This is a genomic window from Rhizobium sp. AG207R (genome assembly GCF_027109195.1).
GTDB classification, from domain to species: domain Bacteria; phylum Pseudomonadota; class Alphaproteobacteria; order Rhizobiales; family Rhizobiaceae; genus Rhizobium; species Rhizobium dioscoreae.
In genome coordinates this window covers 58,304-73,532 of the sequence record NZ_JAEPVT010000009.1, presented here as the reverse complement: position 1 = coordinate 73,532, position 15,229 = coordinate 58,304, and the positions used below count along the sequence as shown (strand labels likewise).

Here is a 15,229-nt window from a genome sequence, read left to right as displayed (position 1 = left end):
AGGCAAAGCCCCCACAAGACTTGCGCCTTATGCATAGGTGGCATGAAGCTTTCGCGCTTTTAGTTTTCGCGGCGCAGCATATATTTAAATCCATTAGATCGACGACGGAACCAATCACGGAACTGCTCGATCCCTTGATCCTCGAAAGGGACTACAATGAACCTGACCCGCTCTTTCAACAACTGGCGCAAGTATCGTCAGACCGTTAACGAACTCGGCCGCATGAGCGCTCGTGAACTGCACGACCTCGGCATCGACCGCGCCGACATCCATCGCGTTGCTCGCGAAGCCACCGGCCGCTAATCGCCGGATAGGCTTCGCCACTCGCGAAAGCCTCTCAACGCCCGTTGCGGACCTCCGCGGCGGGCGTTCTTTTTTGCCTTCCGACTGAGCAAGCGCAGCATAACCGATCCGCCGCGAGCTATTCCTTATCTGCAAAGCACACAAATTTTGAGCATCGACTGCTTTTTGGGCGTCATATTGCACAAATGCATAGCAGACGCATCTTCTTTGCACTGCACAATCAACCTCTTCGCGCCTATATAGAGTGCAAGCGCTGAGGCGGTAATCACACCGCCCGCAAACAAGATACCGAGGAAAAGATCATGAACCCGATTCGCATTGCAAAGAACTGGATCAGCTACCGCCGCACTCTGAACGAACTTGGCAACCTCTCCAGCCAGACCCTTTCGGACATCGGCGTTAGCCGCTACGAAATCCGCAACATCGCTGCTCGTTCTTTCCGTTAATAGGAACGGACTGGGCAGACTGCTTCAAGACGGCGCCTTTTGGCGCCGTTTTTGATTCTGGCGATTAGAAGCCCCGTACAATTTAACCGTCTCGCAGAGCTTCCGTTGATCACTGGCGAGTCGCTCGCCCTTATCGGACATCAATGCTGCCACCCGCCCAGCCTCGCAGCAGCCCGTGCACAGCAGGCGAAGATAGCCCCTGCCGCCATCACGCGCGGTATTGGAACGGAACCGCCGCTCTCTCATTTACAGGTGGAGATCTTTTAGCAGGGAGGCGGAGAATGCAAATCCAAGGAGTTTACGCCGCGATCGCGACGGCCAGCATGGACAGGGCGGAAACGTTCTATACTCAACTTTTCGACCGAGGACCTGACGATCGTCCCATGGATGGGTTGATCCAATGGCGCAATGTCGCAGGCGCGAACATTCAAATCTTCCATGATAGGGAGAATGCGGGGCACGGCAGACTAACCATTGTGGTGCCGAAAATGGATGAAGCCCGCAAATTGCTCGAAGACTTTGGCGTAAAGCTCACGGGTGAATCGCAAGGCAACTATGGAAAGATCGCCCAATTGATTGACCCGGACGGAAACCGCATCACTCTTGCAGAACCGCCCTCAAGACCTTTCGATAGGTAGCTCGCACTAAGCTGGCGGACCAGAGACTAAGTTTGCCGTAAGACCGCTGCGCAGTTTTGAGCGGCATGCTTTAGCAAAGCATTGGATCGCCGGCCTGCCCGTGATAATGACGCGCGCATGACACAGATCACTTCTTACTCCCCTATCCACGTCATCGGTGGCGGCCTCGCCGGCTCGGAAGCCGCATGGCAGATCGCCAATGCCGGCGTTCCGGTCATTCTGCATGAAATGCGCGGCGTGCGCGGCACCGAAGCACACAAGACGGACGATCTTGCCGAGTTGGTGTGCTCCAATTCGTTCCGCTCCGACGATGCCACCAGCAATGCTGTCGGCGTCATCCATGCGGAAATGCGCATGGCGGGTTCGCTTATCATGACATGCGCGGATAAGCATCAGGTACCGGCCGGCGGAGCGCTTGCTGTCGATCGGGACGGCTTCTCGGCAGCCGTAACACACGCGATTGCAAATCATCCGTTGATCACCGTCGTCCGAGAAGAAATCCAGGGGCTGCCGCCAAGGGAATGGGATCAGGCGATCATCGCCACCGGCCCACTGACCGCGCCCGGACTTGCCAGCGCCATCCAGGCCGAAACCGGTGCCGATGCGCTCGCCTTCTTCGATGCCATCGCGCCGATCGTCTATCGCGACAGCATCAACATGGACATTTGCTGGTATCAGTCGCGCTACGACAAGGTCGGCCCCGGCGGCACCGGCAAGGATTATATCAACTGCCCGATGGACGAGGCCCAATACAATGCCTTCGTCGATGCGCTGATCGCCGGCGATGCCGTCGGCTTCAAGGAATGGGAAGGCACGCCCTATTTCGACGGCTGCCTGCCGATCGAAGTCATGGCGGAGCGCGGGCGCGAAACACTGCGCCACGGGCCGATGAAGCCGATGGGGCTCACCAATGCCCATAATCCCACGGTCAAGGCCTATGCCGTCGTACAGCTGCGCCAGGATAATGCGCTCGGCACGCTCTATAACATGGTCGGTTTCCAGACCAAGCTGAAATACGGCGCGCAGGCGGAGATCTTCCGCCTGATTCCCGGCCTCGAAAATGCAGAATTCGCCCGCCTCGGCGGCCTGCACCGCAATACCTACATCAACTCCCCGACCCTGCTCGACCGCTCGCTGGTCTTGAAGTCGCGCCCGGGGCTGCGTTTCGCCGGCCAGATCACCGGCTGCGAAGGTTATGTCGAAAGCGCCAGCATCGGCCTGCTCGCCGGCCGCTTCGCCGCTGCGGAGCGCAAGGACGAAGCACCCCTGCTGCCGCCGTCCACCACGGCGCTCGGCTCATTGCTGAACCACATCACCGGCGGCCACATCGTCTCCGACGAGGAGCCGGGCAAACGCTCCTTCCAGCCGATGAACATCAATTTCGGGCTTTTCCCGGAGCTGGAGCCGGGTTCGATCGTCAAGCCGGAAGGCGTCAAGCGCTTTCGCGGCAAGGACAAGACCATCATGAAGCGCCAGCTCATCGCCAAGCGTGCGCTTGCCGATTGCGCCGGATGGCTTGGTGTGCAAGCGCCCGTGTTCGCGGAAAGCGCCTGACTTCAGCGCTTTCGTGATCTTCAGCTTGTTGCCGGCGGCGCGTGGTGCTCCAGCTTCGCGTCCTCGCCGGCGACATAATTGCCGAGCAGCCAGAGCGACACTTCCGCGGCTTCGGCAGGTGTCTTGAATTCGAATGTGCCGTTGTGGTGGGGCACATCCAGAAAATCGACGATCAAGCCGCGTCCGGTTGCCGAAATCTTGGCACGCGCCCTGCCCGGCTCGATCAGATGAACACTGAAATGATTGCGCACATTGCGCATGAACCCCGCCTTGTCGTCATGCAGACGCACGAAGACCGCCTGCCCGTCGGCGGTCGTCTGCAGCTGGCGAATGGCCTCCGTCGGAAAAGCGCGGCCGAATTCCAGAATCGCAAGGCCGGTATCGTGCAGGCCGTCTTCCTTGTTCTGCGATGCCATGCGCGTCGCGTAATAGGCAATGAAGATGACAATCGCAAACAGTATGCACCAGACGACAATACCCACGGCAGATCCCCCTGAAATGCAAATCAAGTGCCGCCATCTCCATAGACGCCGAGACTTGCGCGAGCTTGGTGTATTTTAGATTTTCTTTGTGATCGACGCTATCGCCATGCGCAGCTGCCGGCGCCATTGCGGCAGCACCAGCGATTGATCGAAGATGCCGGCTCCGAGCTTCTGTGTCTTCTGCAACACAGGCTCGGCCAAGGTGACAGGCAGAAAGGCTGGGAATATGGCCTGCGGTATGGCGCCTGCCGCCCTCGCCTTGGCGAGATGCTCGCGACCGAGACCGGCGAAGGCCTCGATCGCCGCCGAAATGCGTGGCTTGTCCTCGCCGGCGAGAAAACCGTCGCGATCGAGCCCGGTTGCCGCCAGGATCTCCAGCGGTAGATAGAGCTGGCCGCGATGGCGGTGCAGCGGCATTAGGAGCAGCAGACCGGCAATTGCCTGCGCGACACCGGCATGGCCGGCGGCATCGGCCGAGCGCTTCGCCTCGTCGGCGGACAAGACCAGGCTCGCAAGCTGGATGACGGCCGAAGCCGTCTCGCCGGCATAGCCTTCCAGACTGCTGCGGCTTTCCATAGGGTCATCGTAGAGATCGAATATGCGCGCATCGATCATGTCGATCAGCGTCTGGCGCGGCAGGCGATACTCTTCAATCGCGGTGAGAAGTTCGGAAGCTAGCGGATTGGCCTCGCTCGAGCCGTGGGACTGCCCTTCGAGGAGATCGCGCCAGTATTGCATCCGCACTTCGCCGGGCAGCGGCTCATGCACGAGATCGCGTACGCGCGCCAGCTCGGCGTTGAAGGCATAGAGCGCGGCAAGTGCCGGGCGCTTATCCTCCGGGGCCAGCAGGCAGGCGAGATAGCGATCGCGATCGGTGTCGCGAAGCGTGGCGAGGCAGATGTCCCGGTTGCTCCGAGGCGCAGCTGGTGTTGTCATACGCTTGGATCCGAAGGTCAGACGGCGATCAGCGCCGCGGCCACGGCACGCGATTCAGAAAGCATGATGTTGAAGGTGCGCACCGCTGCCCCCGTGCTCATCGGGTCGGAGGAAATCTGCTTTCCACGCAGGGCGGCCTTCAGCTCGGCGGGAAGCGGTCGCAGCTCCATGCCGGTGCCGACGAGCAGCACTTCGATCTCGGCGGCTTCATCGAGAACCTTCTGGAAGCGATCCGGCGTCAGTGCATCGCCCTGCAGCATATCCCAGCCGTAGATGCCCGAAGGCAGGCATAGCAGCGAACCGCGATGCGACATGTCGGCGAAGCGAAAGCCGCCATTGCCGTAAGCGTCGATCGGTGCGCGTCCGGGGAAATGCGCGTTTCGGATTTCTATACCTTTAGCCACTGTATCACACCGCTGGTTTGCCTGACTGGATGTTGCCGGCCGCGGGTCCATTGTTTTCGCCGCCGGTCTGAAACTTGTCCGGCCGCAGCTTGAACAGGATCAGCACGGGCGCCGCAATATAAATCGACGAGAAAGTGCCGACAGCGACGCCGAAAAGCAGGACGAAGGTGAAGGCACGGATCACCTCGCCGCCGAAGATGTAGAGGGCAAGCAGCGCCAAAAGCGTCGTCGCCGATGTCAGAATGGTACGAGATAGTGTCTGATTGATGGAAGCATCGATCAGAATCGGCAGCGGCATCTGTGAATAGCGCTTCAGATTCTCGCGCATGCGGTCATAGACGACGACCGTGTCGTTCAGCGAATAGCCGACGATGGTGAGGATCGCGGCGATGCTCGTCATGTTGAATTCCATGCCTGATAGCACGAAGAGGCCGAGCGTCAGGATGACATCGTGCAGCGTCGCAATGATCGCGCCGACGGCAAACTGCCATTCGAACCGTACCCATATGTAGATCAGGATTGCCGCCAGAGCCGCAAGGACGGCAAGGGAAGCCGTAGTGGTGATCTCGCCCGATACGGCTGGACCGACCACTTCGACGCGGGCGAAATTGTAATCCTTGCTCAGCTCGTCCTGAACGAGCGAGACGGCGGATTGTTCGGCGTTTTCACCGCCCTCCTGAGCATGAACGCGAACCACTGCGCCAAGACGATCGGCGAGCCGTTCGACGCGCACGTCGCCCGGAATGACGGCGTCAAGACGGGTTTGAATGTCGACGGGATCTGCAACGCCCTGTTTGGCCCGGACCTCGATGATCGATCCGCCGGCAAAATCGATGCCGAGGTGCATGCCGACAGTCGCGAAGGCAATGAGAGTGACGACCGAAAGAGCCGCAGAGACCGTAAAAGTATAGCGGCGGATGCCCATGAAGCGGATATTGGCATTGTCGAAAATGCCGCTGCGCACACCAACAAGCAAAGTGCGCGGCTTGCGGCGCGAGATCCACATATTCACCAGCGACCGTGTGACGAAGCAGGAAGTGAAGAAGGTGGTGACGACACCCACCATCAACGTGGCGGCAAAGCCGCGCACCGCGCCGGTGCTTGCATAAAAGAGAATGGCCGCGACGATCAGAACCGTCAGATTGGCGTCGGCGACAGTCGCAGCTGCCCGGTTGAAGCCGTGGCGCAGCGCATCGACGAGAAGATGGGTCTTCTTCTCCTCTTCGCGCACGCGCTCGTAGATCAGCACCAGCGCATCGAGACCAATGCCGATAATGAGGACGATGGCAGCGACACCCGGCAGGGTGAGCGTAATGCCGAGCAGGCCCATGAGGGCCGCGACCATGATCATGTTGATGACGAGCGAGATGGTCGCGATGATGCCGAGCAGGCGGTAGAAGCCGATCATCAGGGCCGCAACGAAGACGGCGGCCGCAATGCAGGCAATCAGACCATAATGCGCCGTTTCGCCGCCAAGGCCCGGCTGAATGGTGCGCTCTTCGACCGTCGTCAGGGTTGCCGGCAGCGGACCGCTCTTGACCATGACGGTCAGATCCTGCGCGCCCTGGGCGGTGAAATCTCCGGGAACGTCGATCTCGCCTGTTGCGATGACCGTCTTCAGAGAGGCAGCGGAGATGACCTGATCGTCAAGCACGACGACGATGATCTTGCCGAGATTGCTGGCCGTCGATTGCGCGAAGCGGTGAGTTGCCTCCGGCGTCAGCTTGACGGAAACGGTGCCTTCGCCTTTCTGATTGTCAACGACCGCGACGGCATCGGAAAAATCGACGTTCGAGAGCAGTGGCTGCCGCTGTACGAGATAGCCAACGGGCGGATCATCTTCGGAAAACAGCACGTCGGATCCGGCCGGCGGCTGCTTGTCCATGGCGTCCTGAACCGACATCGACTGATCGATCAGGCGGAAGCTGAGCTTAGCGGGCTGGCCGAGAAGGTTTTTCAGCCGCTGCGCATCGGCAAGGTCGGGCACCTGAACGATGATACGATCGGATCCCTGCCGGCGGATCAGTGGTTCTCCAACACCGAGTTGCGCAATACGGGCATGAATGACCTTGATCGCGCGTGCGATCGCCGATGAGACATGGCTGTTGATATCCGCATCGGTGATATCGAGCGTCAGCGCACCATTGTCACCTTGAGACAGAACAACGGACGGCTGATCGGATCCCGCCGTCAGCGGCCGCAATGCCGTCAAAGCGGCCTGAACCTGCGAGGGATCGCCGATGCGAAGCTGGATTTTTCGGCCGGTGCCGGTGAGGCCCGAATAGGCGACATTGACGGTGCGCAACCGGGTGGCGATATCGCCGACAATGCTTTCCAGGCGATCCTTGTCGACGTCACCCCGTTCGATCTTAAGCAGCAGATGCGATCCGCCGCGAAGATCAAGGCCAAGCTCGATCTTTCGATGTGCCCACCATGCTGGAAACGATGAAAGCGAGCGCTCACCAAGCAGGTTGGGAGCGGCCAGAAGCACGCTCAAGAGAACGACGAACCAGATCAGGGCGGTCTTCCACCAGGAGACGTGCAGCATCGCTCTCTCGAATTAGGGCTTCCCTACCGCGCCCTCCCTTTCGACGGAAAATGCAAAGGGCGCAGTAACACCTTGAATTTGTGCACAGTCCTTCAAGAAAGTCGATCTCGAATTTCGAAGATGCGCAGCGGCGGCAGGCGCCGCCTCTCGGGAGGAGCCTTACGCGGCGTCCGCCTTGACGGGTTCGCCCTTGACGCGAACCTCGGAAATGGCGCTGCGGACAACGCGGATGCGCACGCCTTCAGCGATCTCGACTTCCAGTTCCTTTTCGTCGATGACCTTGGTGACCTTGCCGACGATGCCGCTGGTGACGATCTGATCGCCGCGGCGGATGTTCTTCAGGATCTCGTCACGCTTCTTCGCCTGCGCGCGCTGCGGACGGATGAGGAGGAAATACCAAACGACCATCAGCGGCACAAACAGGATGATCATTTCAAAGCCGGAACCGCCGAAGGCACTCGCGGCCGAATCTGTCGCGCTCTGCGCATATGCGTTGGTGATAAACATCGAGAACTCCCTTGAATTCCGAGCGGGAACGGGCCCCGCGTCAGGTGGCCGGAATATAGTTACGCGTATGGCGAATGCAACAAAAACAGCCGTCAACCGTACCGTTTTCCCGGTCTGTTAGCCTTTCAGCCCCTAAAGGAGCATGATACCCGGCAAGACAGCGCGCGCATTTTACGACTTTCTTGTTCAATATTCAGGAGGAAACGGTGACTGAAGACCAAAACGCCCTGATCCTTGCCGAAGTCCGTCGCCTTGCCGACGCTGTCGAACGTCTGGCCGGCCCGGCCCCTGCCGTCAATGACTGGAATGCCGCCGACTGCTTCGTCTGGGCCCCTGCCCGACTTCATCTGCAACCGGTGCCACGGCCGAACCGTGTGGCGCTGACCCTCATCCGCGGCGTCGATCACGTGCGCGACATTCTGCACGAGAACACGCTTCGTTTTGCCGAAGGTTTCGCCGCCAACAACGTGCTACTGTGGGGCGCGCGCGGCATGGGCAAATCCTCGCTGGTCAAGGCGGTGCATGAAGACGTGCGTCGGGCGACCGGCGTGTCGCTGAAGCTGATCGAAGTGCATCGCGAGGATATTTCCTCGCTGCCGGTGCTGCTCGATATATTGAAGGCAACGCCGCATCGCATCATCATCTTCTGCGACGACCTTTCCTTCGATCATGACGATACCGCCTACAAGTCGCTGAAGGCGGCATTGGACGGCGGCGTCGAAGGTCGGCCTGATAATGTGCTGTTCTATGCCACATCCAACCGTCGCCACCTGCTGCCGCGCCACATGATGGAAAACGAGCAATCGACCGCGATCAATCCCTCGGAAGCCGTTGAGGAAAAGGTATCGCTCTCCGATCGCTTCGGCCTCTGGCTCGGCTTCCACAAGTGCAGCCAGGAAGACTATCTGCAGATGATCGACGCCTATGCCGATCACTTCAAGTTTGATCTGGATCGCGCCCAGATGCATCACGAAGCCTTGGAATGGGCAACGACCCGCGGCGCCCGTTCCGGCCGTGTCGCCTGGCAATATATCCAGGATCTCGCCGGCCGGCTGCGCATCGTGCTGGAGCGTGATTGATCTTCGATCAACTCGCCATAAACGACAAAAAGCCCGGCTGTGACCGGGCTTTTTGCAGAGTCCTTGAGACGCACTACCTATTCAAGGAACGTCATTGGGTTGACCGGAGCCGAATTCTTGCGGACTTCGAAGTGCAGCTGCGGCTGGTTGACATTGCCGCTCATGCCCGACGTCGCGAGCGTCTGACCACGCTGGACCTTCTGGCCGCGAGTGACGCTGAGTGCGTCCGCATGACCGTAGACCGTGACGGTACCGTCGTCGTGGCGGACGAGAACCGTGTTGCCGAGTTCCTTCAAGCCATTGCCGGCATAGATGACGACGCCGTTTTCGGCCGCCTTGATCGGCGTGCCCTCGGGAACGGAGATGTCGATGCCGTCGTTGCGGCTGCCGTTGACGTTGGCGCCATAGCCGGCGACGACAGCGCCGCGAACCGGCCAGCGATATTTGCCAATACCGGTCGCCTCGGGCGCATCGGCCTGCGCATCCGACTTTGCGGCATCGTTGATGGACTGGCTCGGCGAAGCGGAGGCAACTTCCTTCGGCTTGGCAGGGGCATCAGCTGCCGCGTCGGTATGGGCAACCGCCTTGGGTGCCTGCTTGGCGATCGGGTCTGCGGCGGCCTGCTTCGGCTCCACAGGCAACGCGCCCGGCTTGGCGGAAGCCTTCTGAGGCTCTATCGAGGCGGTCTTGACCGGGTCTGCAGCGGCGACGGAGCCGTGTGGCAACGCGAGTGCCTGTCCGATGCGAATGCTATCGCCGGCCTGCATGTTGTTCGCACGCTTCAGTTCGGCGACGCTCACGCCGCTTTCCTTGGCGATTCTTGCCAGCGAGTCACCCGGCTTGACGACATAGGTGCCCTTCGGCGTCGGCCCCTTGCCATTACCGGCTGCGAGCTTATTGGGGTCAGCGAGGCCAGCTTGGGACTTGCCGCGCATCTGGTTGCCGGAGGGCAATGCGAGCGCTTCCTGCTGCGGCGCCTTGGCAGGACCAGGCATCTTGCCGCCCTTGGAAAGATCAGTCGCTTCAGCGGCCATCTTGGCCGGGCCTGAAACACCTGCCCCATTCATCGTCGGTATGACGATCTGCTGGCCGGGCTGCGCGGCAGCGCCATTGCGCAGGCCATTCGCACGCAGAATTTCCTTTTCCGGAACGCCATAGCGGCGCGACAACAGCGCAATATTTTCACCCTGATGCAGCGTCACGCTCGGAGCATTGACCGTGGTCCAGCCGGGAGACATCTGCTGCGCGGCGGCAGTCTTGATCGTGCCCGTCGACATGGTGTCGGGAGCAAGTGCCGGCGCGGCGCGGGAGCCGTTATTGTTGCGAGATGCGGGGAACGGCTGCGCCATTGCCTCAGATTCCGCCTGCGGCATCCGACGAGAATTGCTGGCGGAAGCACTCGGAGGAGCGAGATCGGTGCGCTGAATTGCGACGGGGGCGGTCGAAGCCCGTGCGCTAGAATAGGACGGGTTATAGCGAGCCGGCGAATTCGGGTAAGGTTGCGTCACCGGTGCGCTCTGCTGCGAATAATCCTGCTGGCCGTAACCGCCTGCTTGAGCAACGTCTGCGCGCGGCACGGGATCACCGTTCGGACCATTCAGGCTGCGACGATTGATCGAGCCGGTCGTTACATTGTCCGTTTTATTGAAGAGACCGCTGAAACGGGTCGTGTCCGAACTACAAGCTGTGGCCGTACTCGCCAGAAGAATGGCCACCAGGACTTTCCCTGCCGATTTGCTGACGTTTGAAGAAAGACTGAAACCCATGACTCGACCCACTTAAGACGCAACCGATTATGGGTCGATTAAAGCGCGTTAATCTTACCATGCGGTTAAAGCACTGGTGCGGCATGTGTTTTTTTGAGGAATTGCTAACCATAGAGAATGAAACGGCGCAAATGCGCCCGTTTCATAGGGGCATCAGCCCGAATTGAGCCTCAAAGATAGGAGGCGAGCATCGGCACGATGGGCTGATAGGGAACGTCGAACAATTCTTCGCGCTCGAATCGGCTTCCCGTCTTCGTCAGTCGCACCAAGCGACATGTGCGCTCATCAATAATAAGCGGGGCTATCATCGAACCGCCGGACACCAGCTGTTCGGCATAAAAGCGCGGCATTGTCGTGAAAGCTGCCGTCACCAGGATGCGATCGAAGGTGCCTTCGCCCGGCAAACCGGCGCTGCCATCAGCCTGACGGATGATGACATTGCGCAGCCCGAGCGTATCCATGCGCTGCTGCGCCGATGTCGTCAGCGTCTTGTAGCGATCGACCGTCAGCACGCGCTCGACGATCCGCCCCATGACGGCAGCAGTGAAACCGCTTCCCGTGCCGATCTCAAGAACGCGATGGCCAGGTTTGATCTTCAAGCCATGGAGAATACGCACTACGAGATCGATGCCTTCCATGAAGGCACCGCAATCGATCGGAATCGTGCGGCTGGAATAGGCATCATCGGCAAATTGCGCCGGCACGAAAGGCAGGCGCGGCGTCTGCTCGACCGCCGTCATCAGATCGATGTCCAATATGCCTTCCGCCCGCAGCCGCAACACCACGGCCGCAAAGCCTTCCTTTTCCACCAAACGAGGTGTCAATCCGCTACTCCATACCGAGCGCCCGCGCCACGCGGTCTTGCGCCGAATAATCCGTCAGATCGAGTTTCAAAGGCGTTACCGAAATACGATTTTGTTTCAACGCCTGAATATCGGTCCCTGGACGGAAGATGCCGCTCCGCTCACCGAAGCGAAGCCAATAGTAAGGGAAGCCGCGGCCATCGGCCCGCTCCTCGACCTGCACGTTGAAGGCAAGATTGCCCTGTGCGGTCACTTCCGCTCCGTCGACCTCTTCGGGGCGGCAATTCGGAAAATTCAGATTGAGGAAGGTACCGTCAGACAGATCGACGTTCATGAGCTTGTTAAGCAAAGCCGGAGCATGTGCTTCTGCCACTTCCCAGGGCACGACGCGCGCGCCGTTTTCATAGAGATAGGCCTGGCTCAAAGCAAAGGAGCGCACGCCTTGCAGCGTGCCCTCGATGGCTCCGGCGATGGTGCCGGAATAGGTGACGTCGTCAGCGACATTCGATCCGGAATTGACGCCGGAGAGCACGAGATCCGGCTTGATATCCAGAACCTTGCGGATCGCCATGATGACGCAATCGGTCGGCGTTCCCCGCAACGCATAATGCCTGTCGGAAACCTTGCGCATGCGCAACGGTTCGGAAAGGCTTAATGAGTGAGCAAGGCCGCTCTGATCCGTCTCAGGCGCAACGACCCAGACATCATCAGACAGCGTGAGGGCGATGCGCTCTAATGCCGCCAGACCTTCGGCGTGAATGCCGTCATCATTGGTCAAAAGAATACGCATCGCCCCACCACCTGATTATGCTGCTTTTTCGATCCTCTTCAGACCACCCATATATGGCAGGAGTACGTCGGGGATAGTGACCGAGCCGTCAGCATTGAGATAATTCTCAAGCACGGCGATCAGGCAGCGGCCGACGGCCGTTCCCGAGCCGTTCAGCGTGTGAACGAACTTTGTGTTCTTGTCGTCCTTGCCGCGATAGCGCGCATTCATGCGCCGGGCCTGGAAATCACCACAGACGGAGCAGGAGGAAATCTCTCGATAAGTATCCTGTCCCGGCAGCCAGACTTCGAGATCATAGGTCTTGCGCGCGCCAAAGCCCATGTCTCCGGTCGAAAGCGTCATGACGCGGTAATGCAGGCCGAGGCGCTTCAGCACTTCTTCTGCGCAAGCCGTCATCCGCTCATGCTCGGCAATGGAGCTTTCGGCGTCGGTGATCGACACCAGCTCGCATTTCCAGAACTGATGCTGGCGCAGCATGCCGCGGGTATCGCGACCGGCCGAGCCTGCTTCCGAACGGAAGGACGGCGTGAGTGCGGTGAAGCGCAGTGGCAGCTTCTCCTGATCGAGAATTTCGCCGGAGACGAGATTGGTCAGCGAAACCTCAGCCGTCGGGATCAGCCAGCGACCGTCCGTGGTCTTGAACGAATCTTCTGCGAATTTCGGCAGTTGACCTGTTCCGAACATCGTCTCGTCGCGTACCATCAGCGGCGCGCTAACTTCGGTATAGCCGTGCTCGCTTGTGTGCAGATCGAGCATGAACTGACCGAGTGCGCGTTCAAGACGAGCAAGCTGCGAGGTCAGCACCGTGAAGCGCGAGCCGGACAGTTTTGCCGCGCGTTCGAAATCCATATAGCCGAGTTCTTCGCCAATCTCGAAATGCTCTTTCGGCTGATGGTTCCAGGTCGGCTTGGCGCCCCAGACATGCTTGACGACATTGTCGTGCTCGTCCTTGCCGACGGGCACGTCTTCGAGCGGTATGTTCGGAATGCGTGACAGCGCATCATTGAGCTCGGCCGTCAGCGTGCGCTCTTCTTCCTCCGCAGCCGGAAGCGACAGCTTGAGGTCGGCAACCTCCGCCTTCAGCTTCTCGGCAAGCTCGCTGTTTTTCTGCGCCATCGCCGCGCCGATCTCCTTGGAGGCGGCGTTGCGGCGGGATTGCATATCCTGGACGGACTGAATGACGGATCGGCGCTTCTCGTCGAGCGCTATGAGGCTTTGCGACAGAGGCTCCGCACCGCGCTTGGCAAGCGCTGCATCAAAAGCCTCGGCATTCTCACGAATCCATCTGATATCAAGCATCTTCGTTCCAGGTCGTTTGACATAAGTACAGCTCCGACCGAGGCTTCGGTCGGAGGTCGAACCGGCAAATACCTGAGAAACGAGGCGAAGGCCTCCCCGCCTGGACGTTAATCCGTCTTGGCGATATCGGAACTTCCGCCACTCTCTTCGAGCGCTTGCCGGGTACGCTGGCGTTCTACGAGTCGCGCCGCGTAGATGGAAATCTCGTAGAGAAGGATTGTCGGCAGTGCAAGGCCGATCTGGGACATCGGGTCCGGCGGCGTCAGCACAGCAGCGACGATGAAGGCGAAAACAATGGCAAACTTGCGCTTTTCCGCGAGCCAGGCCGACGTCAGCAAGCCGACACGTGCCAGCAGCGTGGTAATGACGGGAAGCTGGAAGACGAGCCCGAAAGAGAAGACCAGCGTCATGATGAGGCTCAGATATTCCGAGACCTTCGGCATCAGCGCAATGCCGATCTGACCGTCGCCACCCGTCTGCTGCATCTTCAGGAAGAACCACATCACCATGGGCGTGAAGAAGAAATAGACGAGTGCTGCCCCCATGAGGAAAAGTACGGGCGAAGCGATCAAAAACGGCAGAAAGGCATTACGCTCGTTCTTATAGAGGCCGGGCGCGACGAACTTGTAGATCTGCGAAGCGATGATCGGGAAGGAAATTACCAAGGCGCCGAACATGGCGACCTTCACCTGGGTGAAGAAGAACTCCTGTGGCGCGGTGTAGATCAGCTCTGACTTCGCGAGATCGAGATGAGCCCATTCGACGGCCCATTTATAAGGATAGACCAGATAATTGAAGAGATGCTTCGCCACTGCGAAACAGCCAATGAAGGCAATGAAAAAAGCCACGAGCGACCAGATGAGCCGTGTGCGCAATTCCATAAGGTGTTCGATAAGCGGTTGCGGCTTATCGTCGATGTCACCCGTCATGCCTGGTCCTTCTTCTTGGGCGTTTTAGGCGTCGCCTTGCTGGCTGTAGCGGTCGGACGCTTCCTGGGAGCTGGGGGCGTCTTCTCTACGGCAGCAGCGACCGCGACCTTGCGCGGGGCTCGCTTTGGTTTTTCCGTGACGACGGGCGTCTGGACGGCGGCAGCCGCAACATCCTCGGTCTTCGCCGGGGCTTTAGCGCGAGGTTTACGAGCGGCCTTCGGCTTCTCTACTGCGTCATTCACAGCGGCCATCGGCTGAGGGACGACTGCTGCCACCGCCTCTGGAGCCGCCGCTGGCGACGGATTGCTCGAAACGGCAGGCATTGTGGATGTGGCCGCAAGTGCTTCCGGCAGGCCGGACGTCACACCCGAAACCGGCTCGGACGGCAATGGTGTCGCGGCCGGGGCTGCTTTGTCCGGTGTTGCCGCACGCTGCAGATCAGCCTTTATCTCATTGCCCATTTCTCGCAGCGGGTTCATGGCTTCCCGCAACGAATTGACCGGATTGAGCTTCTGCGCATCGGCGATCGTCTGGCGCACATCATCCAGATCCGCCTCGCGCATGGCTTCGTCGAACTGAGCGCGGAATTCGCCAGCGACCTTCCTGGCCCGCGCCGTCATCTTACCGATGGTCCGCAATGTCGACGGCAACTCCTTGGGGCCGATCACCACCAAGGCCACGACGCCAATAACCACCAGCTCGGACCAGCCTATATCGAACATGCAAAGGCTCCTGGGCTAACGGC

Annotated in this window: 16 protein-coding genes; 5 read left to right on the top strand and 11 right to left on the bottom strand. The window is 59.7% G+C overall.

Annotated features, from left to right (window positions below; all coding sequences use genetic code 11):
- Positions 1-156 precede the first annotated feature (156 nt).
- From JJQ51_RS21570 to trmFO, 4 genes are all read left to right on the top strand, one after another.
- Complete coding sequence (locus JJQ51_RS21570) at positions 157-303, top strand: DUF1127 domain-containing protein (protein ID WP_081615319.1); 147 nt, start codon at positions 157-159, stop codon at positions 301-303.
- A gap of 302 nt (positions 304-605) precedes the next feature.
- The gene (locus JJQ51_RS21565) at positions 606-749 is read left to right on the top strand and encodes a DUF1127 domain-containing protein (protein ID WP_069611985.1); all 144 of its coding nucleotides are present in this window, start codon (positions 606-608) and stop codon (positions 747-749) included.
- 281 nt (positions 750-1,030) lie between these two features.
- Positions 1,031-1,387, top strand: coding sequence for a VOC family protein (locus JJQ51_RS21560; protein ID WP_269245321.1), 357 nt, complete (start codon positions 1,031-1,033; stop codon positions 1,385-1,387).
- A 117-nt stretch (positions 1,388-1,504) separates the two neighbouring features.
- Positions 1,505-2,941 carry a methylenetetrahydrofolate--tRNA-(uracil(54)-C(5))-methyltransferase (FADH(2)-oxidizing) TrmFO gene (gene trmFO, locus JJQ51_RS21555; protein WP_269245320.1) on the top strand — a complete coding sequence of 479 codons (1,437 nt, stop codon included), beginning with the start codon at positions 1,505-1,507 and terminating at the stop codon, positions 2,939-2,941.
- 20 nt (positions 2,942-2,961) lie between these two features.
- Here the strand turns inward: trmFO and JJQ51_RS21550 are convergent, their stop codons facing one another.
- The 5 genes from JJQ51_RS21550 to yajC all read right to left on the bottom strand — a co-directional run bounded on the left by JJQ51_RS21550 (position 2,962) and on the right by yajC (position 7,818).
- Positions 2,962-3,423 (bottom strand): hypothetical protein, encoded by a 462-nt coding sequence (locus tag JJQ51_RS21550; protein WP_269245319.1) that lies wholly within the window; start codon positions 3,421-3,423, stop codon positions 2,962-2,964.
- Between the two features lie 75 nt (positions 3,424-3,498).
- Positions 3,499-4,359 (bottom strand): phytoene/squalene synthase family protein, encoded by an 861-nt coding sequence (locus JJQ51_RS21545; protein ID WP_152094221.1) that lies wholly within the window; start codon positions 4,357-4,359, stop codon positions 3,499-3,501.
- Between the two features lie 17 nt (positions 4,360-4,376).
- The gene (locus tag JJQ51_RS21540; protein WP_069611981.1) at positions 4,377-4,763 is read right to left on the bottom strand and encodes an Mth938-like domain-containing protein; all 387 of its coding nucleotides are present in this window, start codon (positions 4,761-4,763) and stop codon (positions 4,377-4,379) included.
- A 4-nt stretch (positions 4,764-4,767) separates the two neighbouring features.
- Positions 4,768-7,311, bottom strand: a complete 2,544-nt coding sequence (gene secDF / locus JJQ51_RS21535; RefSeq protein ID WP_152094222.1) for a protein translocase subunit SecDF — start codon at positions 7,309-7,311, stop codon at positions 4,768-4,770.
- 159 nt (positions 7,312-7,470) lie between these two features.
- A complete protein-coding gene (gene yajC, locus JJQ51_RS21530; protein ID WP_047634659.1) occupies positions 7,471-7,818 on the bottom strand; it encodes a preprotein translocase subunit YajC in 348 nt (115 codons plus the stop codon).
- 206 nt (positions 7,819-8,024) lie between these two features.
- On the opposite strand from yajC, the gene JJQ51_RS21525 reads away from it, so the two are divergent.
- Entirely contained in the window at positions 8,025-8,897 is an 873-nt protein-coding gene (locus tag JJQ51_RS21525; protein WP_152096177.1) for an ATP-binding protein, read from the top strand.
- Positions 8,898-8,974: 77 nt separating this feature from the next.
- Here the strand turns inward: JJQ51_RS21525 and JJQ51_RS21520 are convergent, their stop codons facing one another.
- The 6 genes from JJQ51_RS21520 to tatB form a co-directional block, all read right to left on the bottom strand.
- The gene (locus JJQ51_RS21520) at positions 8,975-10,663 is read right to left on the bottom strand and encodes a peptidoglycan DD-metalloendopeptidase family protein (protein WP_152096178.1); all 1,689 of its coding nucleotides are present in this window, start codon (positions 10,661-10,663) and stop codon (positions 8,975-8,977) included.
- A gap of 170 nt (positions 10,664-10,833) precedes the next feature.
- Entirely contained in the window at positions 10,834-11,487 is a 654-nt protein-coding gene (locus JJQ51_RS21515; RefSeq protein WP_069611978.1) for a protein-L-isoaspartate(D-aspartate) O-methyltransferase, read from the bottom strand.
- Positions 11,488-11,491: 4 nt separating this feature from the next.
- Positions 11,492-12,256, bottom strand: a complete 765-nt coding sequence (gene surE, locus JJQ51_RS21510; protein ID WP_069611977.1) for a 5'/3'-nucleotidase SurE — start codon at positions 12,254-12,256, stop codon at positions 11,492-11,494.
- A gap of 15 nt (positions 12,257-12,271) precedes the next feature.
- On the bottom strand, positions 12,272-13,555 hold the full coding sequence (serS, locus tag JJQ51_RS21505) for a serine--tRNA ligase (protein ID WP_113333674.1): 1,284 nt from the start codon (positions 13,553-13,555) through the stop codon (positions 12,272-12,274).
- A 107-nt stretch (positions 13,556-13,662) separates the two neighbouring features.
- Positions 13,663-14,484, bottom strand: a complete 822-nt coding sequence (gene tatC, locus JJQ51_RS21500; RefSeq protein WP_113333673.1) for a twin-arginine translocase subunit TatC — start codon at positions 14,482-14,484, stop codon at positions 13,663-13,665.
- Positions 14,481-15,206: a Sec-independent protein translocase protein TatB gene (gene tatB / locus JJQ51_RS21495; protein WP_113352623.1), complete on the bottom strand. Its 726-nt coding sequence runs from the start codon at positions 15,204-15,206 to the stop codon at positions 14,481-14,483. Before tatB ends, tatC begins: the two co-directional genes overlap by 4 nt.
- Positions 15,207-15,229 lie beyond the last annotated feature (23 nt).